This window comes from Legionella fallonii LLAP-10 (assembly GCF_000953135.1).
GTDB classification, from domain to species: Bacteria; Pseudomonadota; Gammaproteobacteria; order Legionellales; family Legionellaceae; genus Legionella; species Legionella fallonii.
In genome coordinates this window covers 2971194-2990836 of sequence record NZ_LN614827.1, presented here as the reverse complement: position 1 = coordinate 2990836, position 19643 = coordinate 2971194, and the positions used below count along the sequence as shown (strand labels likewise).

Genomic DNA, 19643 nt, shown 5'->3' with positions numbered 1-19643 from the left:
TTAGTGTGAGTCTGATTTGGAATCTGATTTACCGATTAGCCAATCAGCATTTACTTCAAGTTCCTGAGCTAAGGTATTCAATAGGGCCTCATCGGGATTTGTGTTGCCATTCAGAAGTGCTTCTGCTTTGAATCTAGGAATTTTAATAAGTTTTGACAACACTTCTATTCGTTCAGCGGTAGTTTCTGGGACACCAATGCTATCTAATTCCTTATTAAGCCGTTCAGAAAATCTCTTGTTAAGCATATGTTGCTCCTTTTAGTGTCCCATTGGGTCTACTGACAAAATCTAGCTGGTAAGTGCTCAATAGAACTTTTGCATAACCGCAGTTTTTGTCCGATTGCTGCGTTGTGAGTGTTTCTCCGATGTTCATGTTACTTGTATGTAAACTCCGCTCCTCGAAACGCTCGCTTCTTGCTCTCAAGCAAAATCTGCTGGTTATGCAAGAAGTCTAATCTGGGCTTGAATCTGATTTTCTATCAAGATTCAAGCATACTCCGTGAACGACATCTCTACCTATCACGGGGAATCAACGTATATGTATTTGATATAGCATAAAACTGGAGTTTTGCAATTTATTCATTAAAACTCTACTGCCGGGATAATTGTTTCGTCGATACGGAGTTCGAATCCTTATGTACTTGCATGTACACCGCGGTTCTGAGTTCCAATTTGCGAGTTTGGAACGAAGTCTATTAGAATCATAAAGAGTTGCAACGTTGGTGTTCTTTGTTTCGTATTAACTGGCGGTAATTATTTGCATGATAATAACGCACAAAGTAATAAACAGGCCCAAAGCTAATGCCACTATTATGGGATAGGTATATTCTTTGTTCCTCGTTACTGCATCTAATACAATAGGGGGAGGGGAGGGATTTAGGCGAGTAAAAAGATAAATAATTATAATAAGGCCATAAAAATTCATAGAATAGACGCTTACCTTGGAGAGAAGTGAGCTCATATTGATTGCTTCAACATAGCCTATAGGGAAGTTTATTAGTATTAAACACAATGCCCATAATGCTTGGATCTTAGTAGAGGTTGTTTTTTCTTGAAGGAGTGCTTGCCAGATTATTGTAAGAGGCATTATCAATAAAGAAAAATAATAAAGCCAGCCAAAAGGGCTTAGCAATAACATAATGAGCAGAGTAAAACAAAATTCTTTATGATCCGCTGGATTGTTATTAGCAGTTTTTCTAAATAAATGAATCTTGCGAATGTACCAAAGTAATATAATACCAAATAGAGGAAGATAGATAATTTTGATAAATAAGGTACTTTGATGGGATTTTAAATCGACAAAAAGACGGAAAAGAAAACCATAAAGAGAGGCATTCCAATTATCTCCAAACCATGCAACACGTGATAGCATATTAAAATAAATGGAGTAAATATCCATGCCTTTATCCCAAAGGGGGATTAGGAATGCTAATAAGCAACAGAGAATCATTATGAGAAAAACTTTATAACGCTTTTGGTTGAGAACAAAAAGGAACAGTAAGGCCGGGAATAGTTTTACCGCAATGATGAATCCCCAAAATGTCCCTGCTAAGTAATCATATTTTCGCAGATAAAAATAATAGCCTGTGATAATAAAAAATGAACAGATGCCACCAATTTGGCCAATCCCCGTATTGATCAAAGTAGCGAACATCCCTAAGTAAATAAATAATAAAGTAAGCCAATATTTTTTGAAGAAATCTTCAGGGAAGCTTAACTTAAAACTTAACAAGGCACCAATAGCGCCTAATAGAAGAGAAGATAAAAACCACAGAGAAGAGGCTACGTGGAAGTTGAAGTTAGTTAATGGGACTAATAGCGGTAAGAAAAATGGGGGATTCAAATTGGCGGGTAATTTTACAGGTACTGCCATATAAGAGGCTACTAAATTGATATAAGGATCAGTTCCTTGCGCATAAGCTATTGCTGCGGAATAAAAGCAAGCAAAATCTGATCTCAGTTGCGATGTTTGCAAGAAATAAAAAAGTAAGCTGTAAATGCACAGATAAATTATTGTTGAAATTATTTTTTCAAAAGGGGTATTCATGGTTGCTTTTTATAGATTAGGTCGGGATAAGTATTGGTTGATAAGGTGTACCTTACATGATGAGTAAAGAAATTTAAATAGACCTCTGTCATCATTGTAGTGCTGGAAGAGACTCAATGGAATTTGGGCGTGTAATTTTGATTGACGGATATCTCGACTCATGTAAAATCGATCTTGTTTTTAGGGACTTCAAAAGCAGACGATTGATATTGAAGTTAATGCAATAATAGAATGTTTTAGGATAAAACATGCTTGATGATGCAGTTTCCAAATATCCTTGCGATCTTATTTTGTTTGGCACTTTAGGCGATCTATCTTGCCGTAAGTTATTGCCTGCTTTATATCATTTAGAACAGGCCAATCTTTTACATCCAGAGACCCAGATTATCGGTTGTGCTCGTGATGATTTATCTCTCTTGGCATACCTTGAGCTAATTAAAAAGAAAGTACAAAAATTCTTAACAGAGGCAATTGAAGAAAACGTATGGCTACGTTTTATTGCCAAAATGGCATACTGTAAGATGGATTTAACTTGCTCCGGTGATTATCAAAAATTAATTGATTATGTTTATCCAGACACGAGAAGAACTATCTCTTACTTTGCAATTCCTCCTGCGTTATATGCTCAGGTTTGCTTAGGTCTATCTTCTATTGGTTTAAATAAACAACCTGCGTGCTTGGTATTGGAAAAACCTATTGGTAAGGATTTACCTTCTTCAAGAGAAATTAATGATAGGGTTGCTTGTTATTTTACAGAGGATCAGGTTTATCGTATCGATCATTATTTGGGTAAAGAAACGGTACTAAATCTTTTAGTGCTGCGGTTCGCCAATTCAATTTTTTCATCAAACTGGGATTACAGCTGTATTGATAAGGTAAAAATCACCGTTGCCGAAGAAATTGGGGTTGAAGGTCGATGGGATTATTATGATCAATCCGGGCAAGTAAGAGATATGTTGCAAAATCATATATTGCAAATACTCTCCCTAGTAGCTATGGAGCCCCCTCGAGATCTTTCCGCGGAAAATATACGTAGTGAAAAGTTGAAGGTGCTCAAATCGTTACGCATGATAGACCAATATAATATCCACGAACATGCGATACGTGCTCAATATACTGGGAATGTTATACAAGATAAAGTAATCCCGGGTTATCTAGAAGAAGAGGGGGCGAATCAAAGCTCTCAAACGGAAACTTTTGTAGCAATTAAAGCGTTTATTGATAATTGGCGTTGGTCAGGGGTACCCTTTTATTTAATAACTGGTAAACGGCTGGCGAAAAAGCAAAGTGAAGTCGTCATTTACTTTAAGCGACAACCGCATAATATTTTTTCTGCAATTGGGAAAGAGCTCTCTCCTAATCAATTAATTATTCGCTTGCAACCTGATGAAGGGGTTGAGGTCAGGATTATTAATAAGATGCCAGGATTGGATAGACGAATGCAATTGCGCGATGGCCGGCTAGATTTAAGCTTTAATCATCTTTTCAATATGCATCGAATTCCTGATGCCTATGAACGTTTGTTACTAGAAATCATGTTGGGTAATCAATATTTATTTGTCAGTCGAGATGAAATAGAACAAGCCTGGATATGGATAGATAGCATAAAAGAGGCTTGGGAAGCGGAACATGCTCCACTTTATAGCTACGCATCAGGTGCTTGGGGACCTGATGAGGTACTACATTTATTCAAAGATCAGGCGTATGTATGGGATGAACATCATGCAACTACATAGCTTTAGTGATGCAACTTTGTTACACAGTGATCTTGTTGCTCAAATCAAACATGTTTTAGAGCAAGCTATTACACAACGAGGCTATGCTTATTTAGTGGTATCCGGAGGAAGAACTCCTGTTGAGTTGTTTAAGCTCTTAGCTCAAACCCAAATACAATGGGAAAAAGTAACAATTACTCTAACGGATGAGCGTTGCGTAGGGATGGAAGACAAAGATCGTAATGAGCGTTTGGTGAGAAATTATTTATTGCAGCACGAAGCAAAAAGAGCAAAATTTATCAGTTTGTTTGATGAGCATATTAATATCACAGAGAGTATCCAGAACGCCTCTAATATTATTGCCGCCTTACCTACTTTTGATGTTGTGATTTTGGGGATGGGGGAAGACGGACACACAGCCTCATTATTTCCTTGCAGTAAAGAATTGACTTATGGCTTAGATGATAATGCAGAGGCTGTGTTTTTAGTAACACCACAAACAGCATCTCATCAACGAGTGAGCCTATCAAAGAATAGACTACTTGATAGTCGGATTATATTTTTACATTTAATAGGCCCGAAAAAGCGCTCTATTTTTAACCAAGCTTTGGCCGAGTATGATCCTTTAAGCATGCCCATTCGTGCTTTTTTAAATAATCAGAGTACCAATATGCATGTGATGTACGCACCATAATAAGGAAAGAGACGTATGCATTCTGTTATAGCTCAAGTCACTGCTCGTATTCGTGAGCGTAGTAAGCAAAAAAGATTAGAGTATTTGGAACGTATTGCAATGGCGCGAGTTAAAGGCCCTTTGCGTAGTCAACTTCACTGTGGCAATTTAGCTCATGGATTTGCGGCTTGTGCTAAGCAAGATAAACTAAACTTACGGGGTGCAACTAAAGCCAATATAGCCATCATTTCTGCTTATAATGAGATGTTGTCTGCTCATCAACCTTATGTAACCTTTCCTGAATTAATAAAGCAAACAATTGCTAATGCAGGGGGCGTTGCTCAATTTGCTGGTGGTGTTCCTGCAATGTGTGATGGCATTACCCAAGGCCAACCGGGAATGGAGTTGAGTCTATTAAGTCGCGATGTAATTGCTATGTCTGCGGCTATTGGATTATCACATAATATGTTTGACGGCGGTTTATTGCTTGGTATTTGCGATAAAATAGTCCCGGGGCTTTTGATGGCAGCTCTTAGTTTTGGTCATCTACCCTTTATTTTTGTCCCAGCCGGGCCAATGCCTTCAGGTGTGTCCAATCAAGAAAAGGCTCGCATCCGTCAATTATATGCTGAGGGAAAAGTTGATAAAAACGCCTTGCTGGATGTAGAGGCTGCCTCCTATCATTCTCCTGGGACTTGTACTTTTTATGGTACAGCAAACTCTAATCAATTAATCATTGAAATGATGGGATTGCAATTGCCCGGTTCTTCTTTCATCAACCCCAATACTCTTTTTCGTGATGAACTAACTAAAGCTGCGGCACTCCAAATACTTGCTTTAACTGATTTAAGCACTAATTATATGCCAATAGGGCAGATGATTGATGAAAAAAGTATAGTGAATGGCATTGTTGGCCTATTGGCTTCAGGAGGCTCAACTAATCATACTATGCATCTAATTGCTATAGCTGCCAACGCTGGATTTATAGTGACTTGGGATGATTTTTCTCAACTTTCCGCTGTAACTCCATTGATTGCTAAAATTTATCCTAATGGGCATGCGGATATCAATCATTTCCAACGAGCCGGGGGCATGGCCTATTTTATTAAAACCTTATTAGATGCTGAGTTATTACATCCGGACGTAAATACTGTTGTGGGTTTTGGGTTAGATAAATATACGCAAAAACCCATCTTGCAGAGCGAACAATTATCTTGGGTTGATGGCCCCGCTTCCTCTAATAATACTGAAGTATTAACCTCTGTATCTAATCCTTTTAAGAAGCAGGGAGGCCTGCAATTATTGCGTGGTAATATTGGTCGGGCAGTCATTAAAACCTCTGGTTTGTCTGCAAATCATACCGTTATTAAGGCTCCAGCCGTCGTTTGTGCTAGCCAAGATGAGTTTGAACACTTATTTCATGCTGGATCATTGGATAAGAACTGTGTGGTTGTTGTGCGCTTTCAAGGGCCTAAGGCATGTGGCATGCCTGAGCTTCATCAGCTTACGCCAAAACTTGGCGTGCTTATGGATAAAGGTTATCACGTTGCTTTGGTAACTGACGGGCGTATGTCTGGTGCATCAGGGAAAGTGCCGGCTGCAATTCATGTAATTCCAGAAGCAATTGACGGTGGTTTGATTGCCAAAATTGAACAAGACGACATGATTCTTATTGATGTCGAAAGGGGAATTTTACAGGTTTTGGTTTCTGATGAAGTATTGGCAAAACGTGAGTTAGCTATGATGCCAAATAGTGATCATCTCTATGGTATGGGGCGTGAGCTTTTTGCTAATTTAAGAGCTCAGTTTACTGGAGCAGAGCAGGGGGCATGCAGTTTATTTAGGCAAGAAGAGAATCATTATGACGCAACTTGAGGATAAGCAATACGCCATTGTGGCCGATATTGGTGGCACTTTTGCTCGTTTTAGTCGTGTAAATCTAGATAATTTGTACCTAGATAAAATTGAAATTTATTCCTGTGCAGAAGTTATTAGCTTTGAAGCCGCTTTATTGACATATCAAGCACAACATTCGCTACATGAAATAAAATATATAGCTATTGCTATAGCATGTCCTGTAATTGGTGATTTAGTGTGTATGACTAATAGCCATTGGCGTTTTTCAATCCAAGAAGTACAAAGCAACCTTAGCCTATCTAAATTAAAAGTGATGAATGATTTTACCGCAATTGCAATGAGCCTACCGGTATTAAGGCATCATGAGCTAACCCAAATAGGTAAAGGGCATATAGATGCTAATAAACCACGTGTTGTTCTAGGTGCGGGGACAGGTTTAGGTGTTGCCTATCTTGTGCCCAATCCTCATGGGTATAAATCCTATAGTGGAGAGGGGGGGCATGCTAGTTGGGGCGCACAGACCGAACAAGAATGGTTTATTTATTCTTATTTAAAAAAAAATTATACGCATGTGTCATACGAGCGCTTGTTATCAGGACAAGGATTAGAGAATTTGTATCAGGCTATAGCTGCTTATCACCAGCAGACCGTCGCCTCTCTCTCCGCTGCACAAATTATCGCTTTAGCCTTGAAACAAGAGTGCACTATTGCTAAAGCAACCATAGAGCAATTTTTTGCAACCATGGGAGTCTATGCTGGCGATTTGGCATTAACTTTCGGAGCTTTGGGGGGAGTTTATATCGCCGGTGGCATTGCTCCTCGTTTACTTTCTTTTATTCCCCATACTGATTTTAGAATTAGGTTCGAAGACAAGGGGCGTTTTAGCGATTTTAATTCATTAATTCCTACTTATATTATCACTGCTGAGCAGCCGGGGATGATTGGGGCGTCAGTTTGTTTAAAACAATCTTTGCAGGGAGTCTCTGATGTCGTTTATTAATTGGAATCTTCAACCTTCGGTGGTGCTTTCTACCTCTTCCGTTATTCCTGTGATCGTGATTAGAGAGTTAGAGCAGGCAATTCCTTTGGCATCTGCGCTATTAGCTGGTGGCATCAAGGTACTAGAGGTGACTCTTAGGACTGAGGTTGCTTTGGACGCTATCCAAAGATTAACCTCCACTTTTCCCGACGCATTAATTGGTGCAGGGACAGTAACAACTCCTGGACAATTGCAGCAAGTTATAGAGGCCGGAGCTCGATTCGCCATTAGCCCGGGACAAACCCAGTCTCTATTAATGACAGGGTGTGATGGATCTATTCCTTTGATCCCGGGTGTTTCAAGCGTGTCTGATGTCATGGAGGGATTAAATTTAGGTTATACCCATTTTAAATTTTTTCCTGCGGCAGCAGCAGGGGGGATCTCTATGTTAAAGGCAATTTATGGACCCTTTCCTCAGGCACGCTTTTGTCCCACTGGCGGTATTAATGAAGAAAACTTCATGGAGTATCTAGCCTTGCCTAATGTCTCTTGTGTTGGTGGCTCATGGATAGTCCCTGATGCTGCAGTTGCTAAAGAGAATTGGCCCTTAATCACTAAATTAGCTCAGTCAGTACAGGGTGAATTAAAGGAAGTATAAAGTGTTAAAAGGAGTTAACTATGACATGGATGGTTGCAATTATTGGGTCTGTTGCTGGATTTTTATTTGGATACGATGAGGGAATTATTGCAGGTTCCCTGGAGCTGGTAAAAAATCACTTTGACTTAACGACCACCCACATCGGTGTAATGGCTTCCGCATTGCCTTTTGGGGCTTTATTGGGTTCAATGCTAGTTGGTGCTTTTATGGCATCACAAGGAGCGAAACGTTTTGGACGACGCTCTTTATTGTCTTTTTCTGGGTTTCTTTTTTTCCTTGGTGCCTTAGGCGCTGGGCTTGCTGACTCAACAGTAGTGCTAATACTATCGCGACTGATTCTTGGTCTAGCCATTGGTATGGCTTCGGTTATGACCCCTTTATATTTGGCGGAAACAGCAACAATGGAGGCTCGAGGAGCTGTAGTTGCCATTTACCAATTAGCAATGACTATCGGTATTGTTTGCTCTTATTCAGTGAACTATTTGCTTATTGAGCACCATGCTTGGCGGGTGATGTTTGCTTCAAGCGCCTTACCGGCATTAATTTTAGGGGTCGGAATTTTACTGATGCCTGAGTCACCAAGATGGCTATGTAGCATTGGACGTTGCGATTTAGCGACTAAGGCGTTAAAAAAATTACGTAAAAATCATTCTATTGATTATGAGTTACACGACATTGAAATGACTCTAGCTAGCGAACCTAAGAAGGGGAGTTGGTTGTTGCTATTAAAAAAACCGCTCTTACCAGTGCTGATGTTAGGAATGACTTTATTTTGCTTACAACAATTAAGTGGAATAAATGTAGTCATTTATTTTGCACCAGAAATTTTTAAGAATTTAGGGGTAGACAGTACGACAGGGCAAATATTAGCAACTATAGGAATAGGCTTAGTCAACTTACTGGTGACTATAATTGCTATTTTATCTGTTGATAAAATAGGTAGGCGTAAGTTATTGTTGTTTGGGTTCGCAGGAACATGCTTCAGTTTATTGGTTTTATGTGTCTTTTCATTGAGTCACATTGCTTGGCTTTCTTCTTTATCAGTTCTTTGCTTAACAGTATATATCTTTTCCTTTGCAATCAGTGTTGGCCCTATTCCTCATATTGTCATGGCCGAAATTTTTCCTCTCCATGTCCGGGGGGCGGGAATGGGGTTATCTTCCATGAGCAATTGGACTTTTAATACGGTAGTGATTTTTAGTTTTCCTTTATTACAAAGTGCATTGGGGATAGAGTATACCTTTGCCCTGTATGCGATAATCTGTTTCTTAGGTTTACTTTATACCTATTTTTATATGCCAGAAACGAAAAATATTAGCTTAGAACAAATTGAGAATTATATAATGACCGAGAAACCACTTCGTTTTTTAGGCAGAAAAGATGAAACAGTATTGTTAGATCATGTGCAAGTCCAGCCCAATTTATTAGCTTCAACACATGCTAATTAATAGTGATGTTTGAGCTAACATGATCACATGAACAATTTATAGGCTCTTTGGTAAGTAGTAACTGCCATGAGTTTTTAATTCAAAGCCGTTACTCAGTCTTACCAACTCTGTTTTATTCAAAACGCATGTTAATTTATTGCAGAGTCCATGAGTTTTTTTTCAATTTTTTCTCGTAAGTCAATTGCTCTAAGTACAGCAACATAGCTCCAGGTTAATGAAGCAGCCCCCTGTTGTATCCCCGTATTTAAATTGATTTGTTCGCTCAGATGCATTTCAGGCGCATATTTTTTAATGAGTCTTAAATAATTATCTCCAGTGCTTAGATAGCCCTTTATCAGTGTTTTATTAGTTTCATTCATTGCTACATTATTAGCCAAAGTAAAATAATATTCGGCTATAGTCGCAGTGAGAATAAACCAAGGATTACCTACACTATTTGTATTGTATCCGTCATAAGTATCACCTGGGTAGCGACCAAACAATATGGCTCCTGGATTATTTTTATTAATGGGGAACATCAGATTGAATTGCTGGTGCAAGGCCTTAACTGTATTTTTTACTAAATTATTTTGTGGGGAGTAGAGTCCTTCTGTTTGCTGATTGATTAGTATTGCTAAAATGACCGATGAATCCAGCTCTAATGTTTTTTGTGGGCCGCTATGAAATGGTAGGGATGCTTGGATGATATTATGAGTCGGATCAATATGGTACTTTAGCTGATCAGTAATCAAATCGGCTTGTTTCGCATAATATGCAGCCGCCTGGTTGTCGTTGAGGCGGCGAGCAAGAGCAGCTCCATTTAACAGTGCTTTTCTTTGCGCTATAGAGGTGAAAAAATGGTGACCATAGACCTCCTCCCAAAGATCAAAGTTGGCATCTTGCCAATGGTGAGCTACATATTCTAAATCCATTTTAATAGCGCCCATAGTGTGGGGATCCATTCCTCCATTGTAGAGATGAGTTTGAACATATTCCGTTTCTTGATGAGCCAGTAATTGTTGAGCGAATCTAATTAATACTAAGGCTCTAAGCGCTGGCCCATCATTTTGTGGCCTGCCCCAAGCGTGATCAAAAGGATATCCATCAACATAAAATTTAGGTTCGCCCAAAATATCTTGCCCCGGATTTGGATCTTTTTGATGTTGAATGGTTTCAGTCCAAGAAATATAGGTGAATAAAAGATTCTTATATTGATTTAATTGAGTTGACTCATACCAGTTTTCCACTAATCCCATTGCTATAGCAGAGTCACGCACCCAGTCATAATAATAATTAGGCTCATGTCGCGAAGGAGAGGCAACTATGGCACCATTGGCGAGGAAATTTGTAAAGAATTGTTGTCTTAAAACTGTGATTTCTTCTTGATTAAACACAGCGCTAAATGCTTGTGAAGCAACAAAGAACAGTAAAAAAAATATCCGTTTCAACATAACCTCCATGGTATAAATAGTTGTAAAAAACAAAAGGTCTCATAATACAGTAAATAAAAATGGCAAGCCATAGTCTTTAGGAGGACTTGAAATTGACAAGATAGTGGCGAGAAGAATATTGTTTTAGACGCTATAAATGGCGCTGCGTCAGAATTTGCAAATGAGAGAAGTGAACTTTTGGGGCTATTGGACAGGCTTTTTCATTAGTTTTGATATGAGGTAATAGATAGAAGGCAGTACTAAAAGAGTAAAAAAAGTACCTATACACAATCCCCCTATTAACACTATGCCGATAGCATGCCGGGACTCAGAGCCGGCATCATGCGATAGTACTAAAGGTATGGCGCCAAATACCATAGCTGCAGTGGTCATGAGAATAGGGCGTAAACGTAAAGAGCAGGCTTTTTTTATAGATTCGATTAAAGATAAACCTTCTTTCTGCAATTGATTGGCGAACTCAACAATTAAAATCCCATGTTTGCTGATTAAACCTATTAATGTGACCAAACCTACTTGAGTATAAATATTCAAGGATTGTCCAAAGAAGTATGCAAAGAATAAAGCACCAAAACAGGCTAAAGGAACGGTAAATAAAACAATCAAGGGGTAAATAAAGTTTTCAAATTGAGCCGATAAGATGGCATAAATAAAAAGTAAGGATAATGCGAATAAAAGTATCATTGTGTGTGATGATTCGTTATAGGCTTTTGCGGCTCCTGTCCAACTGAGTTTGTATTGTGGTGGCAGAGTTTCTTTAGCTATACGCAAAAGATCATTCATCCCTTTTTTAAAAGATTGGTTCGCTAGCAAGTGGGCATGTAATGTGGTCGAGCGCATTTGGTTAACGTGCTCTAGAGACGCAGGTTGAGTTTGTCTTTTCATTTGGGCAATTGATCCTAGAGATATACGCTTCCCATAAGGGGTATTTAAATAGAGTTCATCTAATGTCCAAGGTTTTGATGAGCCCCGAAGTGTCAGATTATAAACTATGCCATCTTTTTGAAAGGATAACGATTTGTCACCGCTAAAAAAAACTTCTACTGTTTTGGCGACTTGATTAGGAGTTAGTCCTAATTGAGCCAAGGCATTTTTGTCTATATCTATCGTGTATCCCATAGAATCTAGTCGCAAATCATAACGTGTGGAGTCAAATTTTTTGCTTTTATCCAAAGCCTCTTTGAGTTTTTCTGTGACATCAAATAAGTTATGAAAATTTTCAGTAGTGGATATAACCAAGTCTAATTCGCCGCCATTTCTTGTATCATCAAGACCAGGCAAACCAGAATCCCAACTCCATGCAGAAGCATCTATAGAGGGCAACTGCTCCATTTGTGGCTTAACTGCAGCAACGATTTGCTCCGCTGAGCGATTTCTGATGCTATGCGGTTTCAATGGCAGCACGGTCATAACGCCCCAACTTCCTGCAAACGTGAGTTTATTTTTCGCTTCGGATACAGCGTTTAGAGAGTTTTCTATTTTTTTTATGTTTGCCTCCATGCTGTCTAAATTATCTTCTGATGAAAGCGGGGTATATACTCCTATTAACCCCCTATCTTCTTTAGGAGCGGTTTCACTAGGTAATAGTTTAAAAAATAAAAAACTTAATCCGATGGAGCAAAGCACTATGGTAACGATGAATTTTTTTCTGAAAATTAGAGAGTGCAGTAATTTGCAATAAATTTGAGCTGTTTTTTCTAAAAAAGAATCAATTACAGGCCACAATTGTGTTGTATTTTTATTGAGAAAAGTGGCACACATTAATGGAGATAAGGTTAATGCAACTACTCCTGAAATGAATACACTACCTGCTAAAGCAGCCGCAAACTCAATAAATAATTGCCCTATCATACCATCAATAAAAGCAATAGGAGCATAAACACTGGCTAATGTAAAAGTCATGGCAACTATGGCAAATCCAATTTGTTTTGAGCCCTGGAGGGCTGCATCAAATGGAGTTAATCCATCTTCAATGTGACGCCAAATATTTTCAAGAACAATAATTGCATCATCAACTACTAAGCCCACGGCTAATACCATCGCAAGAAGAGTCATTTGATTAATAGAAAACCCTGCAATTTTTAGAAATAATAAGGAGCCTAGAAGAGAAATAGGGATAGCAATTAATGGAATAATAGTGGCGCGTATATTTCTTAAGAAGATAAAGACGATAATTAAAACTAAACAAATAGCCTCAAAAATAGAGGAACGAATATTTTTTAAAGAAGCTCGAATGAATTCTGATTGATCGGTAATAATTTTGACTTTTATATCATCTGGCAAAGTCTTCTTAATGGCTTTAAGTTCTTTACGGATTTCTGCTGAAATTTCGAGGGGATTTGCATCAGCCGCTCGGTTAATGGCAAGTACTAAACCTGAATGACCATTAACTCGTACTCTAAATTGACTGTGGTCCGTTGTTAATTTTACTTTTGCCAATGATTTGAGAAAAATAGGATGGTTGTTTTCTGTCTTTATTATAAGGTTTCTATAATCTTCAGGTGTTTTTAATTCAAAATCTAAAGAAGTAGGTATTTTGTCTTGATAGCTACCCGCCGGTAGGGAAAGCCTATTAAGAGCTATTGCATCGACAATCTCATTGACATTGACGCCAAACGCATAAAGTTTTTGGGGGGATAGATTGATTTCATAAGTATAAGGTTGTCCCCACACCTCAACTGAGGCGACTCCTTTAATACTACGAAAAGCATTTTTTAGATTAAGATGAGCGTAATGCGTTAACTCACCAAATGTTAATGAAGTAGACTCCAAAGATAATCCTACAAATGGTAAGCCATCGGATGGTTTTTGTCGTTCAACTTGCGGGGCTTTTATGGTATTAGGAAGTAGTGATTGAGCAAATCCAGCCGCTTCTCGAGTTGAGTTCAAAGCTTTATCCATAGAAGTACCTGCGCGAAAGCGCAGAATAACAATGGAATTATTAGGACTGGAGCGTGAAGTCATTGACTCAAGTCCTTCAATTCCAGCTAACTGTTCTTCCATGACGTTAGTTACTGCCGACTCAACTAATTCAGGACTGGCATTAGGATAATTGGTTTTTACTGTAATTATTGGAAAACTAATATCAGGGTACTCTCTGATTGGGAGCGAGTGGAAACAAAGTGCTCCTAAAAGCAGGATCATGCAGTTAATAATAATTGCAATAACCGGATGTTTAAGAAAATAACTTGTCAATTTCATAATAAAGATTTAACTCTGAGATTTATTTTTTTTTGGTTGATAAATCATAACTTCTAATCCCGGATATAGGCGTTCAGGATTTTTAATAATGACCTGATCTCCTGAGTGTAGGCCTGCGATCACTTCTATTTTATCTTTTTCTTGAATACCAGTTTTGACGGCAACTAATTCGATTTTTCTATTATTTACTTTATACATATGTGGCTTTCCTTTCTTAAGAAATAAAGCCGCGGTGGGCATAACCAATGCACCTTGTTTCTCTTTAACTACCAAGTTTACTGATACATTGGCTCCTATTAAACAAGACTCACAATGAATATCTATATCTGCCGGGCACATGTGAGTATCATCATCTATCATTTTTTGCATATGGCTTAATTGATAGGGTTGATCAAACACACGAACAAGTTGATTGACCTTGATTTGGGGTTGATTGGTGCAGGGGATATCTAACTCTACAACCAATGAGCTGGGGTCGTACACAGTGACTACTTGAGCTGACTCATTAACTTGGGCACCTTCTTTTATTTTATAGGCACCAATAATGCCGTTAAAAGGAGCATAAAAACGCATGTTGCTCAGTTCAATTTTGGTCTTAGCTAATTCTTTTCGGGCATCTATCCAGATTTGCTTTTTTTCTTCTACCTCTCGGGCACTAATAAATCCTGTTTTGCGTAAACTAAGCAGGCGTTTGTATTGAATGTTTGCTAGTTTTGCGGTGGCTTTAGAGAGCTGATAGCTTTTTTCAATATCTGGATTGGTAATTTTGGCGATTAAGTCGCCCTTTTTTACCGTTTGTCCGGACGAGAGCAAGATATCCAACATTCCTGAGCCCTTAGCAACAAGGATTGTTGTATGTTTGGGACGAATAGTACCTATAAGTTTTATTGTTTTCTGAATAGTGGACGGTGTGACTATCTCTATTTCAACAAATTTAGTGGGCGAAGAGGGGGGGAGTGGGGAGGAGGGATGTATTATAAAATAACTGATCAAACCAAGACTGAGAGTTGTTGCAATAATGAGGGGTTTTGAGAGTTTACTTTGCCAAGCGTTTTTTACCATTGATTTGAGAGACAAAATATTCTCCGAAAAATAGGATGATGTCTTCCTTTATATGAGAACTCAGTAATATATCATGAGATTGGTTTCCAATTAAACAAGTTCAAGAGGTAATCGCCTTTCTGGAGTTAGTGGTAGTAAGGACTCACAGCTTTCTAGCATTAACAATCTTGCTAATAGCTCTGACCCACTGCTCATTGCTGTTTAAGCTAGGGATAAGGATAAATTGTTTTCCTCCTAATTGGAGCCATTGTTCTTTGGCACGCATTCCTATTTCCTCAAGAGTTTCGAGACAATCTGCAGTAAATGATGGACAGACAACAGCAAGATGTTTCACTCCTTGCTCTGCGAGTGCAATAAGTCTTTCATCGGTATAGGGTTTTATCCAGGGTATCTTTCCTAACCGAGATTGAAAGGCAGTGCTGTATTGATTGGCTCTTAATTGCAATTCTTGGGCTAACAATAAGCTAGTTTGATAACATTGAGCTCTATAACACGCTTGGTTATCTGCAGATATTGGAGCACAGGCCTCAGGGCAAATTTCATCGCAGCCACTTTTATGGAGTTGACGCTCAGGAATACCATGATAACTAAAAAGTAGATGTTCAGCGTTATTGAAATAAGTTTTTATAAGCTGAGCTTGCGATGAAATATAGTCCGGGTGGTCGTAAAAATCACGAATGAGGTGGACGGATGGAATAACGGCTTGAGTTGCGATAATGCGCATCACCTCTTCCATGGACGAGCCGGTGGCCGCCGAGGAGTATTGTGGGTATAAGGGAAGAACTGTAATGTTGTCGCACTCCGTTAAGTCATGGATTGCTTGTGCAATAGAGGGGGTACCATAGCGCATGCCTAAAGCAACTTTATATTGTGAGCCTATGGTTTTTTGGAGCTCCTTCATTAGGTTCTGGCTATGAAACAGCAAAGGGGAACCTTGTTTAGTCCATATTAATTTATAGGCATGGACCGATTGTTTTGATCTAAATGGCACTATTAAGCCATAAACTAAAAGATAACGAAGTAGCGTTGGTATATCTATTACTCGCTTATCTGTTAGAAATTCACGCAAATAACGATTAATATCCGCACTATTCGGGCTATTGGGGGTACCAAGATTAATGAGTAATACGCCGTGTTTCATTGATAATGACTGCTTTGTTAGTACATAAACGCATTATATCTTAATATAAGATAGGCGACAGCAATTATTCCCGAGACAGCGGAGCAAAATAATAGACCTCTATTAAAACGTTTCTGCAAAGAGCAGTTGCCTCTGTACAGCCAAATTCCGAAAGAGGTCTAGTGTCTGAGATTATAACAAGGGTTGATTACATAAGATTAAGCAGTTTCCGTTGCCATAGCCTCACCGAGAGGAATAACGTTCGAGGCATGAAGACCTCGCTCGCCATTTATCACGTCATAGGTAACTGTTTGTCCAGGGGCTAATGTTTTGTAACCAACACCATGAATAGAGGAAAAATGAACGAAAATATCTTCGCCACCTCCTTCTGGTATGATAAATCCCCATCCCTTCGCGTTATTAAACCACTTGACTTCGCCTCTAGCCATAAATCCTCCTTTTGCTAAAGCTTATCAATCGTCGACTGACAATTAATGCCAGAAGAGCAATTGCATTCGTCCTTAAATGACAATTGTTAATTCCTATTAATACAATAGGTTATTTCAACATAACGCAAAATAGGTTCATTACTCAATAGATTTATTAAAATTTATCCAATTGAAATTTAATTTAAGGTGTAATTACCTTTCAATGAGCATTAGTCCGATTTTTTTAAAAGCATAGTGTGCGGTTATATTGCTAAACGAAATGGCCTAGGTAAAATGTCATTCATCTATAAAGGTCATATTAAAGTACTTATACATTCTATGAGTACCTTCATATAGCATTAATATCGAGGTTATTTTGTTTTTTATTGATGAACGAATTCAATCCACTTGTTTTATTCTTGGTGACTGGCCATTATCGCGCGTCTTACTGAAGAACGAACAAAATTATCCCTGGTTTATTCTGGTTCCTAGAAAAGATAATCTTCAGGAGATATATCAGTTAGAAAAAGAAGAGCGACAGATTTTAATGGAAGAGATTAATCAATTATCTCTATTGATTAATGAATACTTTAAACCAGACAAACTTAATATTGGTGCCCTAGGCAATGTTGTTCCGCAGTTACACCTTCATATTATTGCCCGCTGCAAGAAAGATGATTTATGGCCCCAGGGAATTTGGCAATCATCGATGCAAGCAACACTGTATGAAGAAAAACAACTTAATGCGCTTTTACCTAGTTTAAAAGATTTAATCAGAACTAGGGAACATGCGTTTTGAGATAAAAATCTTTCATTATTAAGTATTTATTATCATATTGTTTCATCGAAGAACGAAAAAAAATTAAAATTCTTAATAATTCCTTAAGATGTTTATGTTATCTTGATTCTATAGATGTTTAGTAAGGAGTCCGGATGGCTATATCCCACAGTACTTCTAGGATGTTGGCTCGTATGGTTGATAAACGTAATATCAAGGCCACTGATTGTTCTGACGTAATGAGTCAAGAGCCAGGTGATGAATTTGATGTTCCTCAACTAGTGCCAATTGAACAGTGCAAACCAGTGGCTCAGCCAAAGCCAAGTGTTCAATCAAAGCTCAAGGCTGATATGGGGCAGGCTCTTACTAATATTCTTGGACCAAATGCTACAAAACAACATTCTCCAATGGATAAAAAATCTGGATAAAATTGTAGCGGATTTGCAAAATTTTGTTATAGATAGTGTTAATGCTCTGGTGCTAAAGGCTGATTTTAAGTATATACTTTTTTTAAGATTATTCTTTTTTAGGGTTTGAGTATGGCTGCTGGAGGATTTGCTGAAACAGCGCATTGGCGTGATTCCGCACGCAGTGCCCGTTTTTTCATGGTAGATGCACGAGCTGCTTTTCCCATTTTTCTATTTTTAATGCATATAAGAATATGGACGGGAATTTTAGTCATAGTATCTGCTATATTTTTTGGCATCATTGAGCATTATGGTTTTACTGTTCCTGTTTTCTTACGTTGGCTTAGAAGCGCTTTAGCAGGTTCTGTGAAGTCGTCACAACCGTGGTGGAGATAAATGGAAAGAGATATTAGCAAATGTATGGCAACCATTGCAGGTAGTTTGAGTGCTAAGTTTTATTTAAATGACAGATTTGTTAGTTTTGATGAGGTTTTTGCGGATACTGGGCTGTTGCCTGCTATAGCAAAACGAGCTGATCAATTGTGTTCTCTATGCTTGGGTTATGGCTTAGGGGCTACTTATGATGAAGCGGAAGGTGCATTATTAGGTATACGAGTTGTATTTGATGAGGTAACACCTAATGTCTTACGTTTGCTATGTATGACTGATGTTCTTAATGAATTAATTCAAGGTGGCCCCAGTCGAGATTATACTCCGTTAGACGAATTAATGTACGATTGAGAATAAGTGTAAATATATTGTAAAAAAATTGAAATTTTTTAAGAATATAGGTTTTCTAGTGGTTTAATTTGATACACTAAATTTAATAGTATTACATCTTTTTGGGAGTTGTAAAATGTCAGGCCCATCTGAAGAAAGTGTTGGAAATAATAGATATAGTACCTTTCAGGCGCAGGTCAAGCATACTTCTTTGCAACCAGGAGTATCCTCAGAGTTTGCTCACAACACGCTGCTGCGTTTAATTAAACTATTGCAAAAACTAGAGCCAACAGTAAATGGACCTTCTGTAAATCTTGGTACAAAAGAGTTTAATAATAAAGGGCTTTCCGCACTACAAGAGTGCATTTCTTCTGTCGATAAGCAAATACAAGAAAAGAGTGAGAGCTTTAGCCCTCGGATTTAAATAAATTTATAAACAGAATAATCATTTTTTACGTCTATTCTTAATAATTACTGTTATACTTCTTTTACATCCTTATAAATTTGGGGTATTACCCCTTGCGACTAAAGTATTGATGTTATGAATGATAAACTCTCTGATGAACAAAATGAAGCCATTTTAAAGGCGTTAAATGAGGCTATTGAACATGGTCCATGGGATAAATCAAATTTTCTTAAGATAATTGGAAAGAATTTAGTTGAAATACGCGATGATTTTGTAAAGCAGCTGGGGGCTAGTAGCCTGCAGCAAATAAAAGCAGAGGCTCATTTAGCTAATCGTATGGCTTTAAGGAGTGGTCAGCAAGAAGTTTATATTTCTCTTTATTGCTATGAAGGTTCTAATATGCAGTCCTGGGAAAGAATAGTGACTAATTTGCCAAAACAAATGATTTCTAGACCAATTTATGCAAATGAAGACGATGTTAAAGCAATTATAAAAAGCAAAGAAAATAAGCTAAATGAAGCTTATGTGGCAATCTACATTAATCAATCAGATATTTTAGCTCTCCCTTCTGATAAATTATCAGTAGATAAGTTAGGTAAGACCTTATTAAGTTTAAAGGATAAGAGTTTAAATTTAGACAATATTAGTCGGTTTGTGCATTTAAGTGGTGTTTATAGTTACACTAACGGCCGATTAAGTAAAAGTTAATACATCATT

19 protein-coding genes are annotated in these 19643 nt (G+C 38.1%); 12 read left to right on the top strand and 7 right to left on the bottom strand.

Annotation, left to right across the window (positions count from 1 at the left end):
- Positions 1-246 carry a hypothetical protein gene (locus LFA_RS12305; protein WP_045096461.1) on the bottom strand — a complete coding sequence of 82 codons (246 nt, stop codon included), beginning with the start codon at positions 244-246 and terminating at the stop codon, positions 1-3.
- 493 nt (positions 247-739) lie between these two features.
- Positions 740-2047: a glycosyltransferase family 87 protein gene (locus tag LFA_RS12300; protein ID WP_045096460.1), complete on the bottom strand. Its 1308-nt coding sequence runs from the start codon at positions 2045-2047 to the stop codon at positions 740-742.
- Positions 2048-2295: 248 nt separating this feature from the next.
- Between LFA_RS12300 and zwf the strand changes: the two genes are divergently transcribed.
- From zwf to LFA_RS12270, 6 genes are read left to right on the top strand one after another with little or no spacing between them, the layout of a single operon-like run.
- Positions 2296-3783 carry a glucose-6-phosphate dehydrogenase gene (gene zwf, locus LFA_RS12295; protein ID WP_045096459.1) on the top strand — a complete coding sequence of 496 codons (1488 nt, stop codon included), beginning with the start codon at positions 2296-2298 and terminating at the stop codon, positions 3781-3783.
- Positions 3770-4456 carry a 6-phosphogluconolactonase gene (gene pgl, locus LFA_RS12290; RefSeq protein WP_045096458.1) on the top strand — a complete coding sequence of 229 codons (687 nt, stop codon included), beginning with the start codon at positions 3770-3772 and terminating at the stop codon, positions 4454-4456. The genes zwf and pgl overlap by 14 nt, the downstream gene beginning before the upstream one ends.
- A gap of 15 nt (positions 4457-4471) precedes the next feature.
- Positions 4472-6310, top strand: coding sequence for a phosphogluconate dehydratase (gene edd / locus LFA_RS12285; protein ID WP_045096457.1), 1839 nt, complete (start codon positions 4472-4474; stop codon positions 6308-6310).
- Positions 6297-7292, top strand: a complete 996-nt coding sequence (gene glk / locus LFA_RS12280) for a glucokinase (RefSeq protein WP_045096456.1) — start codon at positions 6297-6299, stop codon at positions 7290-7292. Before edd ends, glk begins: the two co-directional genes overlap by 14 nt.
- A complete protein-coding gene (locus LFA_RS12275) occupies positions 7279-7929 on the top strand; it encodes a bifunctional 4-hydroxy-2-oxoglutarate aldolase/2-dehydro-3-deoxy-phosphogluconate aldolase (protein ID WP_045096455.1) in 651 nt (216 codons plus the stop codon). The genes glk and LFA_RS12275 overlap by 14 nt, the downstream gene beginning before the upstream one ends.
- Positions 7930-7949: 20 nt before the next feature.
- On the top strand, positions 7950-9377 hold the full coding sequence (locus LFA_RS12270; RefSeq protein WP_045096454.1) for a sugar porter family MFS transporter: 1428 nt from the start codon (positions 7950-7952) through the stop codon (positions 9375-9377).
- Positions 9378-9505: 128 nt separating this feature from the next.
- Here LFA_RS12270 and LFA_RS12265 read toward each other — a convergent pair whose 3' ends face one another.
- The 5 genes from LFA_RS12265 to LFA_RS12245 form a co-directional block, all read right to left on the bottom strand.
- Positions 9506-10807: a glycoside hydrolase family 15 protein gene (locus tag LFA_RS12265; protein ID WP_045096453.1), complete on the bottom strand. Its 1302-nt coding sequence runs from the start codon at positions 10805-10807 to the stop codon at positions 9506-9508.
- Positions 10808-10990: 183 nt separating this feature from the next.
- Entirely contained in the window at positions 10991-14005 is a 3015-nt protein-coding gene (locus LFA_RS12260; RefSeq protein WP_045096452.1) for an efflux RND transporter permease subunit, read from the bottom strand.
- A 9-nt stretch (positions 14006-14014) separates the two neighbouring features.
- The gene (locus tag LFA_RS12255) at positions 14015-15082 is read right to left on the bottom strand and encodes an efflux RND transporter periplasmic adaptor subunit (RefSeq protein WP_045096451.1); all 1068 of its coding nucleotides are present in this window, start codon (positions 15080-15082) and stop codon (positions 14015-14017) included.
- A 127-nt stretch (positions 15083-15209) separates the two neighbouring features.
- Entirely contained in the window at positions 15210-16208 is a 999-nt protein-coding gene (hemH, locus tag LFA_RS12250; RefSeq protein ID WP_045096450.1) for a ferrochelatase, read from the bottom strand.
- A gap of 197 nt (positions 16209-16405) precedes the next feature.
- Positions 16406-16636: a cold-shock protein gene (locus LFA_RS12245; protein WP_045096449.1), complete on the bottom strand. Its 231-nt coding sequence runs from the start codon at positions 16634-16636 to the stop codon at positions 16406-16408.
- Between the two features lie 355 nt (positions 16637-16991).
- Here LFA_RS12245 and LFA_RS12240 point away from each other — a divergent pair, with 355 nt between their 5' ends.
- The 6 genes from LFA_RS12240 (at position 16992) to icmQ (ending at position 19634) form a co-directional block, all read left to right on the top strand.
- Positions 16992-17414, top strand: coding sequence for an HIT domain-containing protein (locus LFA_RS12240; protein ID WP_045096448.1), 423 nt, complete (start codon positions 16992-16994; stop codon positions 17412-17414).
- Between the two features lie 134 nt (positions 17415-17548).
- A complete protein-coding gene (locus LFA_RS12235) occupies positions 17549-17821 on the top strand; it encodes a hypothetical protein (protein ID WP_045096447.1) in 273 nt (90 codons plus the stop codon).
- 111 nt (positions 17822-17932) lie between these two features.
- Entirely contained in the window at positions 17933-18196 is a 264-nt protein-coding gene (icmT, locus tag LFA_RS12230; RefSeq protein WP_045096446.1) for an IcmT/TraK family protein, read from the top strand.
- Complete coding sequence (locus tag LFA_RS12225; RefSeq protein WP_045096445.1) at positions 18197-18541, top strand: type IV secretion IcmS family protein; 345 nt, start codon at positions 18197-18199, stop codon at positions 18539-18541. It begins immediately after the preceding gene.
- Positions 18542-18656: 115 nt separating this feature from the next.
- On the top strand, positions 18657-18944 hold the full coding sequence (locus LFA_RS12220) for a hypothetical protein (protein WP_045096444.1): 288 nt from the start codon (positions 18657-18659) through the stop codon (positions 18942-18944).
- A gap of 117 nt (positions 18945-19061) precedes the next feature.
- Positions 19062-19634 carry a Dot/Icm secretion system protein IcmQ gene (icmQ, locus tag LFA_RS12215; RefSeq protein WP_045096443.1) on the top strand — a complete coding sequence of 191 codons (573 nt, stop codon included), beginning with the start codon at positions 19062-19064 and terminating at the stop codon, positions 19632-19634.
- The last annotated feature ends 9 nt before the right edge of the window (positions 19635-19643 follow it).